This window comes from Azorhizobium oxalatiphilum, assembly GCF_014635325.1.
Classification (GTDB): domain Bacteria; phylum Pseudomonadota; class Alphaproteobacteria; order Rhizobiales; family Xanthobacteraceae; genus Azorhizobium; species Azorhizobium oxalatiphilum.
The window spans coordinates 1412449-1429387 of record NZ_BMCT01000001.1 but is presented as its reverse complement, the minus strand read 5'-3'; the positions used below and the strand labels follow the sequence as shown (position 1 = coordinate 1429387).

The window sequence follows — 16939 nt, the reverse complement described above, 5'->3', positions numbered from 1 at the left end:
TGACGACAAACGGCTAGGCTTCCTCCCGGCAAAGGGAGGGAGCCATGATCCGTACGGGTCTTTCTTTTATTATATTGCTTGCATTTACATTCAGCGCATCGGCGGATTGGACGATCAAGGCACAGAACAGCGAATTTCAGGACAGCGTTTATATGGCCGTGGTCGAAAATGACGGCTACGCCCTCGCCGTGCGATGCAAGGGCACGAAAAGAATGCTGTCTTTCGCGTTCCCCCAGAACGTCAGCGCGAAGGCGGCGAACACCTTCAACTTCTCGTTTCCGAAGCTGAACATCCGTGTTGATGGCGGCCCCATTCTTCAGGAATGGACCAACATCACGGCCGGCGAGAAATATCGCAAAGGTCACTCGATGACCAATTCACCGCTCACCCTGGATACGCTCAAGGCGCTCATGGGCGCGCAATCACGCATTGCCGTATCGATCGGGGTGAACGGCAAGATCGTCCACGAGACCAGCTTCACCGCGAAGGGGGCGCTCGAAGCCGTCCAGAGCCTCGCCGCACATTGCAACAAGGCCACTGGTCCGAGCTAGCCGCAGGTCCAAGGCACTTCACACGCGAAGCGCTCATCCGGCACGCTGCCATGGCGCGTGCCGGATGACCCGATCGGACCTCACACCGCCGCCATCTGCTCCAGCCCGCCGCGCTGGCGGTCCACCATCTCGCGATAGACGCCCGCGCGGCTGAGCAGTTCGGCCGGCGGGCCGTCCTCCACCACCTGCCCGCCCTTCAGAACCAGAATGCGGTCGAAGTTGCGCAGGGTGGAAAGGCGGTGGGCGATGGTGATGACAGTGCGTCCCGCCATCAGGCTTTCCAGCGCCTGCCGGATCATCTCCTCGGACTCGGTGTCGAGCGCCGAGGTGGCCTCGTCCAGAATGAGGAGAGGCGCGTTCTTCAGAAAGGCGCGGGCGATGGCGATGCGCTGGCGCTGGCCACCCGACAGCTTCACGCCGCGATCGCCCACCACCGTCTCCAGCCCCTCCGGCAGGGCCTCGATGAAGGGGCGGCAGCGGGCGGCGATGGCGGCCTCCCACACTTCCTCGTCGGTGGCGGCCGGGCGGCCGTAGCGGATGTTCTCCATCAGCGTGCGGTTGAGCAGCGCGGTGTCCTGCGGCACCACGGCGATGGCATGGCGCAGGCTCTCGTCGGTGGCGCGCGCGATGTCGTGCCCGTCGATGAGGATGCGCCCGCTCTTCACCGCATAGAAGCGCTGAAGCAGCGCCACCAATGTGGACTTGCCGCCGCCGGAGGGGCCGACGAGCCCCACCCGCTCGCCCGCCTTGATATCGACGCTCAGCCCCTCGAACACGTGCTTGCCCGCCGGATAGCGGAAGGAGACGTTCTCGAAGGTGACGCGTGCGCCATTGGTCTTCAGCACCGAAGCGTCCGGATGGTCGCGCAGTTCGTGCGGCGACAGCAGGGTGGAGACGGCCTCGGAGAGGCGGGCCATGTGCTGGGTCACGTCCACCAGCGCCACCGCGAGGTCGCGGGTGGCCGAGAGCACGGAGAGGCCCAGTGTGCAGACCAGCACCACATCGCCCGCGCTGGCCTTCCCCGCCTGCCAGAGCGTGATCGCCCAAGCCAGCAGCGCCAGCGTCATCACCACCACCACGAGGGCATGGATGAGGCGCAGCTTTTCCAGATAGAGCAGGCTGCGGCGGCGGGCGGTCATCTCGTGGCCCACCGTGGTATCGAAGCGCGAATGCTCGCGGGCGATGCCGCCGAAGGCGCGCACCAGCGCCATATTGCCGATCACGTCCACCATCTCGCCATCCACGGCGGCGGCCTTGTCGGCGAAGGCATGGTGCAGCGGACGGCCGGCGGCGGCGATGCGGAACATCACCCACATCACCAGAGCGGCGATCACCACCAGCACCGCCGCCATGGTGACGCTGACCATGGACAGATAGAGGATGGCGCCGAAGGTGGCGACGCAGGGCGGCAGCACGTTCCAGACGAACATGTTCTCGATCTGGAAGGCGGCGTTCGAAGTCGCTGTTATGCGGCTGGTCAATACGCCGGGCAGCCGGTCGGCGAAATAGCTGGGCGCATGGCCCGTGAGGTGCCGGAACAGGTCCGAGCGCAGATCACCCGTCACGTTGACGAAGGAATAGCTCGCGGTCCAGCTCGCCACCCGCCAGAGCAGATTGTCGGCGGCGACGAACGACACCAGCATTGCAAAGGCGATCCACGGGCTGGGCCCCGCTCCCGGCTGGCCGGACAGCGTATCGACAAGGAACTTCACGCCATACTGCGTGCTCACGGAGAAGCCGACAGCGCCCAGCACCGCGATCAGGATGACCGCGTGGGAAATCGGCCGCCCCTGCACGTAATGCCATAGAAAAGCCATCGGTCTATCCGCGAACCTCGTAAGGTCTTTGGAGGTAGCCGGAGCTGTTTTTGCGGTATCCCGCGTCATTCGTGAGCTTCGCGGGAACAATTGGGCGGATGCTGCATTGCGATACAAGGCCTGCCTTCCGTGCTTGTTGTCAAGATCGGTTGGCCTACTCCGATCCAGTCTGACCGTTATCGGCTGGCCGTCAACTTAACTATGACGAAGGGCTTTCGTTTCATGAAAATCGCACAGATCGCCCCGCTGACCGAAGCCGTGCCGCCTACGCTGTACGGGGGCACCGAACGTGTTGTGTCCTGGTTGACGGAGGAACTCGTGGCTCTCGGCCATGAAGTCACCCTGTTCGCCAGCGGAGATTCCGTAACGTCTGCAAAGCTCGAGGCCATGTGGCCCCGCGCCCTGCGGTTAGACGGTACGGTGCGCGATCCCAACGCGCTGCATATGGCCATGGTGGAGCAAGTGTACCGCCGGGCCGGCGAGTTCGACATCATGCATTTCCATATGGATTACTATCCGTTTTCGCTGATGTCGCGCCAATCCACCCCCTTTGTGACAACGCTGCACGGACGCCTCGACCTGCCCGAGCACCAGCCACTGTTCCAGACCTTCTCGGACATTCCGGTGGTCTCCATCTCGGATTCCCAGCGCCGTCCGGTGCCCATGGCCAACTGGGTGGAAACCGTGCATCACGGCCTGCCCGCCGGCCTGCTGGAACCGAAGCAGACCGAGCAGAGCTATCTTGCCTTCCTCGGCCGCATCTCGCCGGAGAAGCGGCTCGACCGCGCCATCCGCATCGCCCAGCGCTGCGGCATGAAGCTGAAGGTGGCGGCCAAGATCGACCGCGCCGACGAGGATTATTTCGAGGAGCAGATCCGTCCGCTCATCGGCGGCGAGGGCGTCGAGTTCATCGGCGAGATCGGGGATCACCAGAAGTCGGACTTCCTGTCCGGCGCCCACGCTTTGCTGGTGCCCATCGACTGGCCCGAGCCCTTCGGCCTCGTCATGATCGAAGCCATGGCCTGCGGCACCCCGGTCATTGCCTACAATCGCGGCTCCGTACCGGAGGTGGTGGAGAACGGCGTCACCGGCTTCGTGGTGGAGGATGAGATCAGTGCGGCCGGCGCCGTGCGCGACCTGCCCCAGCTTTCCCGCGAAAACATCCGCCGCCGCTTCGAGGAGCGGTTCAGTGCCCGGCGCATGGCCGAGCAGTATCTCGGCCTCTACCGCCGCCTCGCCGACAGCGGCCGCATGCGCCCGCATCTGGTGGCCGCCCGCTAAGGCGGGCCACCCACGCGGGCACGCAAAAAAAGACAGGCGGCCGGGATATCCCGGCCGCCTCTTTTATTGCTCCGTTCTGGCTTGCGGCTATCCCCGCTCCGGCCCGGGGCGCGTCTCAGGCATCACCAGCGCCACCACGACCAGGCCCACGCCCGCCACGCAGGCCAGCGTCACGAAGGCCGAATAGGCCCCCATGCTGTCCGCCACATAGCCGCTGAGCACCGTGGAGATGGAGGCGCCGATGCCCATGGCGCAGCCCACCGTGCCCTGCGCCAGATTGAAATGGCTGCCCCGCGCCAGATCGGACACCGTGAGCGGCACCAGCACGCCCAGCACGGCGGCGGACACGCCGTCCAGAACCTGGATTGCCACCAGCAGATAGGGCTCGGAGGTCCAGGCGAAGCACACACCGCGCACCGCCAGCGCTGCAAAGCCGATGATCAGCAGCGGCCGCCGCCCGAATTTCTGGGCGGCGATGCCCACCAGCGGCGAGAGCACGGTGACGGTGAATTGCGGCACCACCATCGCCGCCGCCACCATGACGGTGGCCGCCTGCGAGGAACGCAGGGTCAGCATGCTGGCAGCCAGCGGCAGCATGGCCGCATTGGCGAGGTGAAACAGCACCACGCAGGCGCAGAAGATCAGCAGCGGCCGGTTCTTCGCCAGCCCCAGCACGCCGCGCAGCGTCTCCCGCCAGCCGCGCTTGTCCGCCGCCTCGTCCCGCGCTGGCAGGCGGATTTCCCGCGCATCGATGCAGGTCAGCGCATAAAGCGCCGGGGCGACGAGGGCCGCCGCCATGAAGAACACCGCCTGGCTGGAGACGTAATAGCCGAGCGCGCCCATGGTCAGTGCGGCCACGCCCGTGCCCGCCGAGGCGAAGGCGGCATTGCGGCCGAGCCGCGCGCTCATGCCCCCTGCCCCCACGAGGCCGAGGCTCATGGAGACGAGGCACAGGCCCAGCACGCAGCTGGCCGCCGCATGCAGGATGCGCGAGCCCATCACCACCGCGAAGTCCGGCCAGCCCGCGAACAATATGGCGCTGAGCCCGATGGCCAGCAGCGCGAAGATGGCCGTGCGGCGGATGGAGCGCACCCGGTCCACCATGGCGCCGATGGGGATCTGGCCCACGAGGCTGACGAGGCCGCTGATGGTGAGCACCAGCCCGATGTCGAGCTGGGTCCATTTCTGGGTGGTGAGGAACACCGCCACGAACGGGCCGAAGCCGGTCTGGATGTCCGCCACGCAGAACACGAACCAGTCCAGCCCCCGGCGGCTGCGCAGGGACGGTTCGGCCGCAGGCGGATCGGCCGAGGGCGTCATCTGGGGACGCGGGTTCTGTTCCGGCGCGGACACGGTCGGCCGTTCCTCCTCCGTCTGGGGCTGATGCAGGTCAGTTCTTCGGCGCAGCATCGGCGGGTGGCGCAGGCGGCGGTGCCCCCTGCGGCGGAGTCGCGGCGGCGGGCGCTGGCGCAGGCGCCGAAGCAGCGGCCGGCGGCGGCGTGGGCGTGGCTTCCTGCGGCTTGACTTCGGCCGGCTTGACCTCGGCAGGCTTGGCGGGTGCCGCAGCAGCCGGAGCCGGCTGCGGGGTCGCCCCGGCAGCAGCCGGTGGCATGGAAGGCGCACCCTGTGCCACCGGAGGCTGGGCCGGCGCCTGCGGGGCGGCCGGGGCAGCGGCAGCGGGAGCGGCAGGCTGAGCGGCCGCAGGCGGCGCGGACCTCGGCCCTGCCCCTTCCGCGCGGCCCACCACCACCATGGGCTCACCCGCCTTGAAGGCCGGCGCGGAGCGCAGTTGGTTGCGCTGAAGCTCGGCCACCACGCGGTCCATGGCGCCATCCTTGGGGAAATGCAGCACGCGCCAGTCCACGGCGATCTTGCGGCTGCCGACGCCGAGGAAGCCGCCGAAATCGATGATGACGGCGCGCAGCACACCCGCGCGGTCGATCACCACATCCACGATGCGGCCCATATCCTCGCCATTGGCGCTCTGCACGGGCTTGCCCAGCAGGGTATCGGCCGCCCCGCCTTCGATCACCATGGCGGGTGTCTCGGTGGCGTTCTCGGCCGCCTGCGGAGGCGTCGGAACTGGAGGCGCGGCAGGTGCCGCCGTTGCGGCCGGCGGGTTCGCCGGGGGCGGTGCGGGCGCCGGGTTCGGCTGGGCGCTCGCTGCCGGAGGCGGCGCGGCGGCCGGCGCATTGGCGGCAGGCGGGGACGCAGCAGGCGCCTGAGCGGCCGGAGCGGGAGCCGGCGGGCTGGCGGGTGCCGGTGCGGGCGCGGCGGGAGGCGTGGCCTGTTGCGGCGTCTCCGGCGCGGGAGCCTGCGCCAGCACCGGAGACATCAGGGCCGCGCCCGCGAACGAAGCCCCTGCAAGGACAAGGACAGCGGGCCGCAGCCCGCGCGTGATGGCGTTCATCTTGAGATTACTCCCCCGTTTGATGACTGGTGCTGCGGAGCCGCCCCCCACGGCCGCTCCTCACAGCAGGACAATGGCCTGCCCGTCGCCGATGCGACGATCCACGCCCACGGACACGTCCGCGCCACGGCGCTGCACGGTCACGTCGAGTTCGGTTCGGCCCACCCGAAGATTGCGGATGGTCAGTTCGTCGATGTTGCGCGGCAGGCGGGGGCGGCGGAAAATCACCTCCTCCGCCTCGGCCCGGAAATCGATGCCGAGACAGGCCTGCACGCAGGCAAACACGGTGGCGCTCGCCCAGGCCTGCGGTGCGCAGGCCACCGGATAGAGCGTCGGCCCCCGCCCCTTGCGGCGGCGGAAGCCGCAATAGAGTTCAGGCAGGCGTCCCAGCGACATGCTGCAGCCCGCATCCAGCATGGCTTCCAGCACGCTCACCGCCGCATCGGTGTGGCCGTACTGGGCCATGCCCAGCGCTGCCACCGCATTGTCGTGCGGCCAGATGGAGCCGTTGTGATAGGACATGGGATTATAGCGCGCCTCGCCCCGCGCCATGGTGCGGATGCCCCAGCCCGACGCGCCGTCCTTGTCCATCAGCCGTCCGATGACCGAGGCCGCGCGATCCGGCTGCACGATGCCTGAGAACAGCGCATGGCCGGGGTTGGAGGTGGCCACCTTGCAGGGGCGCTTCTGCCCATCGAGGGCCACCGCATAGGTGCCGATATCACCGCACCAGAAATGCTGCTCGAACCGCTCGGCCAGCGTCGCCGCCTCGAACCGCAGGCGGGCGGAGAGTTCCGTCTCGCCCAAAGCCTGCGCCGCCACCGCCACGGAGAGCTTGGCGGCATGCACATAGGCCTGCACCTCCACCAGAGCGATCGGCCCTTCCGCCAGCCGGCCATCCGCATGGAAGATGGAGTCGAAGGAATCCTTCCAGCCCTGATTGGCGAGGCCGGTGTCGGTGGCGCGGTAATATTCGAGGAAGCCGTCCTTGTCCCGGTCGCCGGGACCGTTGATCCAGCCCAGCGCGGCGAGGATGGCGGGCCAGAGCGTGCGCAAGGTCGCCACGTCGCCCGTGCGCTCGAAATAGCGCCCCGCCAGCAGCACGAACAAGGGCGTGGAATCCACGCTGCCGTAATAGAGGGCGAAGGGCACCTCCTTCAGCCGCGCCATCTCGCCGCCGCGCATCTCGTGCAGGATCTTTCCGGGCTCGGCGTCCGCCTCGGGATCGATGCTCTTTGCCTGCAAGGCGGCCAGACGCAGCAGCACCCCCTTGGCGATGGCCGGGTCTGCCCACAGCATGCTGAGCGCGGTCAGCAGGCCGTCGCGGCCGAAGGTCGTGGAGTACCAGGGAATGCCGGCATAGGGATAAAGCCCCTGCGGCGTCTGCGTTAGCAGCATGCCGAGATCGGCGGCGGAGCGTTCCAGCACATCATTCACATGCGAGCTGGATGTCACCACCTCGGCCATGCCCGCGCGGATGGTGCGTGCGGAGCGGCAGGCGCGCTGGAAGCTCTGGAGGAAGGGCCGCTTCATCCGCTCGGGATTGGCCCTGGTGGCGATGGTGGCGAACAGCGAGGTGCGCTCGCCCGGCGCCAGCTGGAGCACGAATTCGGCGCTGCGGGCCCTGAGGTGCGTGGGCTTGGGGCGGAACTCGATCTCGGTGTGGCACTCCACCCCGTCGAGCCCGCGATAGCCGAGCTGCACCCGGCCGTCCGCGATGACCGGCTCCTTCAGCGTGCCGCGGTTGGCGCGCCTGGCCCCGCGCGCCTCGAACAGATCGATGAAATCATTGTCGAATTCATAGGTGAACACCACGTCCACCGGCTCGCTGCCGTAATTCTGGATCGAGCAGCGCTCATGCGCCGCCTCCTGCCAGAGGAAGAACAGGCGCACCACGTGCAGCGTGTCCTTGGGCAATTGGTTGCGCCCATCCACCATCACGTCGGGATTGGTGAGATCGACCGCGAGGCCCGCATTGCCATCCAGAATGGTCGAGCCGAGGAACAGGGGCTCGCGGCCCTCGATCTTCAGCGACCAGTGCGACAGATGCCGCGTGTCCTGATGGTAGAGCCCGTCCGGCGTGCCGGGCGAGACGCCCATGTCGCCATAGAGATCGAAGACGGCGAAGGCATCCCCCTGCTTCAGGGTGCCACGCGGTCGCGAGGGCGGGCCGTAAGAGCTGATCTCGAACAGCGGTTCTTCGGTGCCATCCGGCTGTTGCTGCAGGTTCATAAGCCCCCATCGGGATGCGTTTGCGCCAGGGGCCGAACGGGCACAGGGCGGACAAAGCAAAGATCGGTGGAAGCACGGAAAGGAATACCCCCTCCCGCACGGCGAAACGGAACCAAACGCGCAACAGTCGAGCTTTGTTCCCGCGCCACCGCCCTCACGGGGTGGTGAACGCCAGCTCAGCTCGGAAAGGGAGGGGAAGCGGGCCTATTCGCCCACGCGCTTGCGCACGATCTTCAGCACCGTGTCGAGATGGGTGCGGATGGCGGCCTCGGCGGCGGCCTCGTCCCGGGCTTTCAGCGCGCGGGCAACCGCAATGTGCTGGTGCTGCAGGAGATCGAGATCGGCCGGCCCGCTGCCGGGGGCCAGCTCGCTGTAGGAATATTCGTAGAATTCCTCGATCAGGCTCACCAGCCGCACGCTGTGAGACATCTGGGCGATGCGCAGATGGAACTCGCGATCCAGCTCCGAGCGCAGGCGCACGCTGCCGGTGGGCACGCTCTGCGAGGCTTCCTCGCTGGCGGCCAGAAGGGCGTCCAGCTCCGCATCGCTTGCCCGCGTGCAGGCAAGGCGCACCGCCGCCCCTTCCAGCGCCTGCCGCAGGATCACCACCTCGGACAGGCGGGCGGACGTATCCTCCACCACCACGCCGCCACCGCGCAGCCGCCGCACCAGGCCCTCGATCTCCAGCTTGGAGATGGCCTCGCGCACCGGGGTACGGCTGACGTTCAACGTCTTGGCAAGCGATGTTTCCACGAGGCGGGAGTCCGGCGGGAAGCGGCCTTGCAGAATGGCGCGCCGCAGCTCGCGATGGACGTGCTTGACCACGGGCTCGCGCTGCACCGCCTGAAGAAGTTCCGTCTCGTCGTTCATGCCGTCCGGCTTTGCCCTTTGAAAACCCTGAAGGCCCTGTCAGAGCCCGAATCCTTGAACCATTCTAGCAGGTGCATTCAACTTCCGCGTGAGGCCAAAGCGCCCGCCCCTGCCCTGTCCCTATCTGGCCCCGCGCGCCGCCATGCGCTGGATCAGCGCCACCAGCCACAGGCCCAGCACCGAGATCAGCGTCATCAGGGTGGACACCGCCGCGATGGTGGGATCGATCACCTGCTGCACGTTCACCCAGATCTGGCGCGGCAGGGTGGGCGCGGAGAGCTTGGTGAGGAACAGGCTGAGGATGATGTCGTCGAACGAGGCGATGAAGGCGAACAGCGCGGCCGAGATGATGGCCGGCCGCAGCAACGGCAGCGTCACGTGCCAGAGCGTCTTCAGCGGCGAGGCGCCGAGATTGCGCGCCGCCCATTCCAGCCGCCGGTCGAAGCCGAACAATGCGGCGGACAGGATCATCACCACATAAGGCATGGCGATGAGCGTATGCGCCGCCACCAGCCCGAAGGTGGTGCCGAGGATGCGCATGCGCACATAGAGAAAATAGAGCCCCACCGCGACGATGATCTTCGGGATGATGAGCGGGCTCATGAGGAAGATGCGCAGCGCGTTCTTGCCCGGAAAGCGCCCGCGCACCAGCGCCAGCGAGGTGAGGAAACCCAGCACCAGCGAGAACACCGCCGTGAGCCCCGCTACCAGGAAGCTGAGCGCGGTGGCCGACTGCCATTGCGGATCCTCGAAATAGCGCTGGTACCAGCGCAGGGAGAAGCCCTGCGGCGGGAACTGCATCAGATCGCCCGGCGTGAAGGACACCAGCACGATCACGAGGATCGGCGCCACCAGCACGAACAGCACGATGACCGAAAAGGCCGAGAGGGCGATGTTGCCCGGCGACAAAGTGCGCTCGCTCATCGCGCGCCTCCCCACATATGGTCGAGATCCACGAAGCGGTTCGCGAACAGCTGGATGATGATGGTGAAGGCCAGCAGCACCATGGAGAGGGCCGCCGCCAGCGTCCAGTCCAGCGCCTCGTTGATCTGCAGCGCAATGACGAGGGGCAGCGTGGTCTGCTCCGGCCCGCCCAGCAGAGCGGGCGTGATGTACATGCCGATGGCCAGCATGAAGACGAGGAAGCTGCCCGCGAACACGCCCGGCTTGGTGAGCGGCACGAACACGGTGAGGAAGGCGCGGAACGGCGAGGCACCGAGATTGCGCGCCGCCTTCATCAGGTTGCGGTCGATATTGTTCATGACGCTGTAGAGGCACAGGATCATGTAAGGCAGAAGGTAATAGGTGAGCCCCACCATGACCGCCCAGTGGGTGCCGAGAAAGGCGAAGGGCTGGTCGATGATCCCGAGGCGGATCAGCAGGTTGTTGACCACGCCCTGCCGCCCGAGGATGACGATCCAGGCATAGGTGCGCACGAGGCCGCTGCTCCAGAACGGGATCAGCACGAAGGCCATCAGCACCACGGTCCAGGTGCGGTCCAGCCGCACCAGCCAGTAGGCCACCGGGTAGCCGATGGCCAGCGTGAGCACCAGCGTCACCACGCCGATGGCCATGGTGTAGCCGAGCACGTACCAATAGATGGGGAGCGAAAAGAACTCCCAGTAGCCGGCGAAGGTGAAGCCGTCGTCAAAGACGCTGCGCCACATCATCTGCACCAGCGGCCAGCCGAAGAAGATGAGATAGAACCCGATGGCGGGCAGCGCGAGCCAGGGGTAGACGCCCCGGCCCGCCTTGGTGCGCACCGGCACGCCGGGGGCGCTGGCCGCGCGCGCTGCGAGCGTCGTGTCCGTCATCGGATTCCTCATCCTCCCAGGGGTGGGCGCCGCGCCGGCATGAGCGCCGGCGGGCAGGCTTCAGCGGTCAGCAAATGGCCGTCACCGGATGGCCATTTTGGACCAGCCCTTGGCGATGTCGCCGCGGAACTTGGCCAGCCACGCCGCATCGGCCTCCCGGCCCATGGAGGCGGTCTTGGGATTGCCCGGCAGCAGCGCCGCCACCTGCGGGGTGATGAAGGTATAGGCATCCATGTTGATCGGGCCGTAATTGGTGGCGGGCGCGATGGCGGCCATCACCTCCGGCTTGCACACGAAGGCCAGGAACTTCATCGCATTGTCCTTGTTGGGCGCGCCCTTCGGGATGGCGAAGAAGTTCGGGAAGGTGAGGTGCTGGTTCCAGTTGATGGCCACCGGCTTGCCGGCCGCCACCAGCGGCGCCACGCGGCCGTTGGGGATCACCACCATGTCGGCCTCGCCATCGGCCAGATACTGCGCCACCTGCGCATAGCCATCCGCGAACACCATGGCGCTGCCCAGCGACTTGATCTTGGCGAAGGCGGCATCCAGATCGATGGGATAGAGCTTGGCGAGATCCCCATTGATCGCCAACGCAGCCTGCTCCACCGGCGGGCGGGTGGCGCCGATGGAGGCGCGCTTGCCGGGGAAGGCGGAGACATTCCAAAAGTCGGCCCAGGTCTTGGGCGCCTTGCCTTCGGGGAACGTCTTGGTGTTGTAGGCCATCACCATGGCCCACTGGATGGTGGGGAAGGCATAGTCGCGCTTGGCGGCGGCGGGAATGCCGGCCTTGCAATCGGCCGGGATCTTCGACCAGTCGATCTTCTCCAGAAGACCGGCATGGCCGAGATTGTCGGCGGTGTCGGCGGAGATATCGACCACATCGGCTTCCACGTTGCCGCTCTCGATCATCACCTTCAGCTTGGCGAAATTGTAGCCCGCCGCTTCCGTGAGATTGACACCGGACGCCTGCGCGAAGGGCTTGAACCAGAACTTGCTCTGGGCCTCCTGATAGCTGCCGCCCAACGACAGCACCGTGAGGTTGCCAGCGCTCTGCGCCAGCGCCGGGGCGCCGGAGACCAGGAGGCCGGCAGCCACGGCGGCAGCGATGCCGAGCCGATACCGGGACACGTTCTTCTGCTGGACTGACATGCGACCATTCCCCTCTGGATGAGAATTTTCCGGCTGTCTGCGCGCCCGGTCTTTTGATCTCGTCGGCGCGGTTTTCTGTTGCGGGTGTCTCTTGCGGGTGTCTCTTGCGGGCTTCTCTTGCGGACGCGCGCGGCGCCCGGCTTCCGGGCCTCAGGCCCGCAGCACGATACTGTCGGCGGGCTGCCATCCCACCATCATCTCGTCGCCTTCGCGCACCGGCATGCCGTAGCCGCGATTGGGGCGCTTCACCTTCACCTCCAGCCCGTCGCCGAGACGCACGCGATAGAGCGAGGCGTCGCCGAGATAGATCTCGCCCATGACACGACCCGGCACCTTGTTGGGCAGCGCGTCATCAGCCGCGCACAGGCGCAGCCGCTCGGGCCGCAGGAAGATGACGCCGGGCGCGCCGGCGGGCAGATCGGAAGCCCCCACCGCCACGCGCGCGCCGCTCTCCAGCCGCGCCAGTGTCTCGCCTCCCGCCTGCTCCAGATGGCACGGGATGAAATTGGATTCGCCGATGAAATTGGCCACGAAGCGGTTGGTGGGTTTCTCGTAGATCTCGCGCGGCGTGCCGAAGCTGGAGATGCGCCCACCTTCCATCACCGCCACCATGTCGGACATGGTGAGGGCTTCTTCCTGATCGTGCGTCACATAGATCACGGTCAGGCCCAGCTCGCGCTGGATGCCCTTGATCTCTTCCTGCATCTGCAGGCGCAGGCGGCGATCAAGCGCGCCCAGCGGCTCGTCCATCAGCACCAGCGAGGGGCTGAACACCAGCGCCCGCGCCAGCGCCACGCGCTGCTGCTGGCCGCCGGAGAGCTGCTGCGGATAGCGCTTGGCGAACGGCTCCAGCCCCACCATCTTCACGAAGGTGGCGATGCGGTCGTCCCTCTCCGAACGCGACATGTTCCGCATCTTGAGCGGAAAGCCAACATTCTCCGCCACCGTCATGTGCGGGAACAGCGCATAGTTCTGGAACACCATGCCCATGTCGCGCTTGTGCGCGGGCATGCGCGCCACGGAGCGGCCATTGACGAGGATGTCGCCGCCGGTGGGATCCACGAAACCGGCCACCATCATCAGCGTGGTGGTTTTGCCCGAGCCGGAGGGGCCGAGCAGCGTCAGGAACTTGCCGGGTTCGAGATCGAGCGAGACGCCGAGCACGGCGCCCGCGCCATCATAGAATTTGGCAAGCTCGCGAAGGGAGAGGCTGGCACCCTGGGGCATAGGTCGCTCTCAAGGTTCGAGACAGGACGGGCAGGGCGGCTGGGGCCGCCCTACCCGTTCGGGGGAGGATGCTCAGGCTACTTCCGCACGGGGCTGCCGGGGAATGCCCAGCGACTCCCAAGTCACCGGCTTATCCACCAGCGCGCCGTATTTCTGCTTCGGCGCATAGGTGCCGGCCACGTCCGCATCGGCCACGAGGCGCAGCAGCTGCGAGGCGCGGGTGTGCAGCGAGGCGGTGCGCACGTCGCGCCAGAAGCGCTCCAGCGGCGAGGAGGCGAACAAGGCGCGCGTACCCACCATGTCGAACGCCTTGGTGATCACATGAAGGGCCGTCTCGCGCGCCGTGTGGTGGGCGCGCAGGGAGGCGAGCGCGGCGGCGCCGAAATCCTTCTCCTCCCACAGCGCGCTGGCCAGCAGGCAGGAGCCGCGCGAGGCCTGGATCTCGCCGGACAGTTCGCCCAGCAGCACCATCAGCCCCTCTTCCTTCTGCAGGAACGGACGGGCGCGCAGCACGTCGAGCACATGGTCGAGCGCACCCTGCGCCGAGCCGAGCAGTTGGAAGGCCTGCGAGAGCTCCAGCGTGTAGGGATCCTTCTGCACGAAGTCGCCGGGCTCGCCGAGCACGTTCTCCCACGGGATGAAGACGTTCTCCAGCTTGGCGCTCCAGCTCACCGAGGAGCGCAGGCCGATGATGTCGTCCCAGCCGTGCTCGGAGAAGGTCAGGCCGGGGCTGTTCTTGGTGACGATGGACAGTGTCAGCCCATCGGTGGCCGCGTTGGCGCCGGGGGCGATGCTCCAGTAGAGCATGTAGTCGGCAACCGGCGCGTTGGAGCAGAAGTGCTTGGAGGCGTTGGCGAGGAAGCCGCCCTCCACCGGGGTCATCTCGGCCTGGAAGATCAGCTTGCGGGTGGCATCCTTGGGGGCGGTCTGCTCCTGATGGTTCACCTCGGAGCCCAGCGAGCCCATGAGCGCGCCGTTCTTCACCACGTCGCCGAGGATGCGGCGCTTCTGCTCCTCATTGCCGAGACGGGCGACCGCGCCGCACTGGTGATAGTGGATGATGAGATCCCAGCCGGTGGCGGGGCAGGCGCGGGAAATCTGCTCGGTGACGAGATAGGCGGTCAGGTGCGCATTGCCGGCCTCGGTGCCGGCGCCGCCATATTCCTTCGGCACGGCGAGATTGAGCAGGCCGGCCGCGCGCAGCTTGGCGAAGGTCTCGGTCGGGAAGGCGGCGGCCTCGTCGTCGCGGCGCGAATTCGCGGCGATGTCCTTGGCGAGCGAGCGCGCCACCTCGACCCACTTCTTCTGTTCGGCGGTAAGGGTGAAGGCCATCACGCAATCCTTTCGATGCACCCTAGAGCACGTCCGGCTCGATTGCTTCGCAATCGAGGCCGAAAGACGTTCTCTACCAAAGCGTTAGAGGCGGATTCACGGTTCAGATTAAATCTGAACCGATCCGGCTCCAGGCCACGCGCGGCCCTGCGGCTGTCCGTCGCCGTGGGCTCGTGTCGCGTTGACTGCATGCAGCATGCAGAGGGCAGAAAATTTCGTCAAATCCTTTCCGCCTGATTTTTAGCCAATGTTCCGCTGTACGCGTCCATTCGCGGGGCATCCGGGGCCATGGCGCGGACATGTTCCATCGCTGGCGATGCGTCGCACCGCCCCGAGGCTTGAACAGGCGTTTCGGGAAAAATCAGAGGCTGCCGGAAATTTCCGCAATGCGCTCCAGCAGGCGGCCATAGCCCTCCTGCCCGAGGCGGAAGCCGGAGAGGCGCAGGAATTCATCCGGCGCATGGAAATTCTCGTCCGGCAGGCCGAATCCGTAGATCACCGTGAAGGCGTCCAGCTCCTGCCGGAACAGGTCGAGAATGGCGATGGAGCCGCCGGAGCGGGTGTAATAGGGCGCGCGCCCGTAAAGCTCGGTCAACACCTCGGCGGCGGCCTGGTTGGCGGGGTGATCCATGGGGATGAGATAGGGCCGCGCCGCATTGGGCAGTACCTGAACCTCCACCTCGACACCCGGCAGCGCCTGCGCTGCCAGATGTGCCCGCACCCGCTCCGCAATCACGGCCGGCGCCTGATCCGGCACCAGCCGGCAGGTGATCTTGGCACTGGCCTGGGCGGGGATGATCGTCTTCACCCCCGACCCCGCATAGCCACTGGTGATGCCATTGATCTCCAGCGTCGGCCGCACGCCGATGCGCTCGCGGGGCGAGAAACCAGGCTCGCCGGCCAGCGCCGAAACGCCCACCCGCGCCCGATAGGCCGCCTCATCGAAGGGCACGGCGGCGATCTGGCTGCGCGCCGTTTCATCCAGCGGCAGAACCTCATCATAGAAGCCGGGCACGGCCACCCGCCCGGTGTCGCCATGCAGGCTGGCGAGCAGCCGCACCAGCGCCTGCGCGGGGTTGGCCACCGCGCCGCCATGGGAACCGGAATGCAGCTCCGTGGCCGGCCCGCGCACCGTCACCTCCAGCGCACAGAGGCCGCGCAGGCCCACCCGCAGATCGGCTTCGGTCTCGCTCCACTGCCAGCCGTCGGCGCTCACCACCATGTCGCAGGAAAGCCGCTCGCGCGCGGCGGCGACAAAGGCCGGCAGGTCCGGGCTAAGGATTTCCTCCTGCCCCTCGAACAGCAGCTTCACGTTCACCGGCAAGGCGCCGCGCGTGCGCAGGAAGGCCTCCAGCACGAGGATCGGCACCAACATGTTGCCCTTGTCGTCGGAGGCGCCCCGCGCATAGATCCGGTCATCCACGATGGTCGGCTCGAAGGGTGGATGGGTCCAGGCGTCCACCGGATCCACGGGCTGCACGTCGAAATGGCCGTAGATCAGCACCGTGGGCCGGCCCGGCGCATGCAGCCAGTCGGCATAGACCATGGGGTAACGACCCGCCCGCAGCACCTCCACATGCTCAAGGCCGGCGGCGCTCACGCGCGCCGCCACCCACGCCGCCGCGCGGTCCACGTCCGGCAGACGGGCCGGATCGGCGGAGATGCTCGGGATGCGCAGGAATTCCTTGAGCTGCTCGAGGAATTCCATCTGGTGATCGGCGAGATAGGCCCGCCAGTCGCGCATCCCGTCATCCATCAGGCAGCCTCGTCCAGCTGGCGCAGCAGCACGAGGGAATCGCGCAGCACCCAGCTCTCGCGGATCTTGCCACCGGAGACGGCATAGATGCCGATGCCCGGCACGGTCACGGCCCGCCCGGTGGGCGCGCGGCCCTGGAATTCGCCGGTGTGAGTGCCCAGCATGGTGTAGCGCACCACCACCTTCTCACCGTCCACCAGGATGTCATCCAGCGTGAACCGCACGTCCGGGAAGGAGGCGAGCAGGGCATCGTAATTCTTGCGGATGCCGGCCGGCCCCGCCAGCAGGCCGCGCGCGCCGGCATGGTTCACATATTCGGCCGCGAACAGCCCCTCGATGGCCTCCGGCTGACGCTTGTCCCACACCTGATCGTAATAGCGCAGGATGACAGCCTTGGGATCGTCGGTCGGCATGGGGGCTCCTCTCGCGGTTTGCTCAAGCAGGCGGCTTGACAAAAAAACAGTCACAACGGCCATATGTGTACTGCATGCAGAAAACGG

The 16939-nt window shown here is 67.0% G+C and carries 14 protein-coding genes; 2 read left to right on the top strand and 12 right to left on the bottom strand.

Annotated features, from left to right (window positions below; all coding sequences use genetic code 11):
- Positions 1–44: 44 nt before the first annotated feature.
- Entirely contained in the window at positions 45–551 is a 507-nt protein-coding gene (locus IEW24_RS06345; protein WP_188576434.1) for a hypothetical protein, read from the top strand.
- A gap of 80 nt (positions 552–631) precedes the next feature.
- Here the strand turns inward: IEW24_RS06345 and IEW24_RS06340 are convergent, their stop codons facing one another.
- On the bottom strand, positions 632–2368 hold the full coding sequence (locus IEW24_RS06340) for an ABC transporter ATP-binding protein (RefSeq protein WP_244644183.1): 1737 nt from the start codon (positions 2366–2368) through the stop codon (positions 632–634).
- A gap of 222 nt (positions 2369–2590) precedes the next feature.
- On the opposite strand from IEW24_RS06340, the gene IEW24_RS06335 reads away from it, so the two are divergent.
- Positions 2591–3649 (top strand): glycosyltransferase family 4 protein, encoded by a 1059-nt coding sequence (locus IEW24_RS06335; protein ID WP_188576430.1) that lies wholly within the window; start codon positions 2591–2593, stop codon positions 3647–3649.
- 87 nt (positions 3650–3736) lie between these two features.
- Here the strand turns inward: IEW24_RS06335 and IEW24_RS06330 are convergent, their stop codons facing one another.
- The 11 genes from IEW24_RS06330 to IEW24_RS06280 form a co-directional block, all read right to left on the bottom strand.
- Positions 3737–5002: an MFS transporter gene (locus IEW24_RS06330; RefSeq protein WP_244644182.1), complete on the bottom strand. Its 1266-nt coding sequence runs from the start codon at positions 5000–5002 to the stop codon at positions 3737–3739.
- Between the two features lie 37 nt (positions 5003–5039).
- Positions 5040–6059, bottom strand: coding sequence for a PRC-barrel domain-containing protein (locus tag IEW24_RS06325; RefSeq protein ID WP_244644181.1), 1020 nt, complete (start codon positions 6057–6059; stop codon positions 5040–5042).
- A 60-nt stretch (positions 6060–6119) separates the two neighbouring features.
- Positions 6120–8291 carry an amylo-alpha-1,6-glucosidase gene (locus IEW24_RS06320; RefSeq protein WP_188576428.1) on the bottom strand — a complete coding sequence of 724 codons (2172 nt, stop codon included), beginning with the start codon at positions 8289–8291 and terminating at the stop codon, positions 6120–6122.
- Between the two features lie 204 nt (positions 8292–8495).
- Positions 8496–9161: a GntR family transcriptional regulator gene (locus IEW24_RS06315; RefSeq protein WP_188576426.1), complete on the bottom strand. Its 666-nt coding sequence runs from the start codon at positions 9159–9161 to the stop codon at positions 8496–8498.
- Positions 9162–9281: 120 nt separating this feature from the next.
- Positions 9282–10085 carry an ABC transporter permease gene (locus IEW24_RS06310; protein WP_188576424.1) on the bottom strand — a complete coding sequence of 268 codons (804 nt, stop codon included), beginning with the start codon at positions 10083–10085 and terminating at the stop codon, positions 9282–9284.
- Entirely contained in the window at positions 10082–10975 is an 894-nt protein-coding gene (locus tag IEW24_RS06305; protein WP_188576422.1) for an ABC transporter permease, read from the bottom strand. Before IEW24_RS06305 ends, IEW24_RS06310 begins: the two co-directional genes overlap by 4 nt.
- An 81-nt stretch (positions 10976–11056) precedes the next feature.
- The gene (locus tag IEW24_RS06300; protein ID WP_188576420.1) at positions 11057–12124 is read right to left on the bottom strand and encodes an ABC transporter substrate-binding protein; all 1068 of its coding nucleotides are present in this window, start codon (positions 12122–12124) and stop codon (positions 11057–11059) included.
- A 150-nt stretch (positions 12125–12274) separates the two neighbouring features.
- Positions 12275–13351: an ABC transporter ATP-binding protein gene (locus tag IEW24_RS06295; protein WP_188576418.1), complete on the bottom strand. Its 1077-nt coding sequence runs from the start codon at positions 13349–13351 to the stop codon at positions 12275–12277.
- A 72-nt stretch (positions 13352–13423) separates the two neighbouring features.
- The gene (locus tag IEW24_RS06290; protein WP_188576416.1) at positions 13424–14683 is read right to left on the bottom strand and encodes an acyl-CoA dehydrogenase family protein; all 1260 of its coding nucleotides are present in this window, start codon (positions 14681–14683) and stop codon (positions 13424–13426) included.
- 361 nt (positions 14684–15044) lie between these two features.
- Positions 15045–16439 (bottom strand): dipeptidase, encoded by a 1395-nt coding sequence (locus tag IEW24_RS06285; RefSeq protein ID WP_210324134.1) that lies wholly within the window; start codon positions 16437–16439, stop codon positions 15045–15047.
- Entirely contained in the window at positions 16439–16852 is a 414-nt protein-coding gene (locus tag IEW24_RS06280; RefSeq protein ID WP_188576414.1) for an ester cyclase, read from the bottom strand. The genes IEW24_RS06285 and IEW24_RS06280 overlap by 1 nt, the downstream gene beginning before the upstream one ends.
- Positions 16853–16939: the final 87 nt, after the last annotated feature.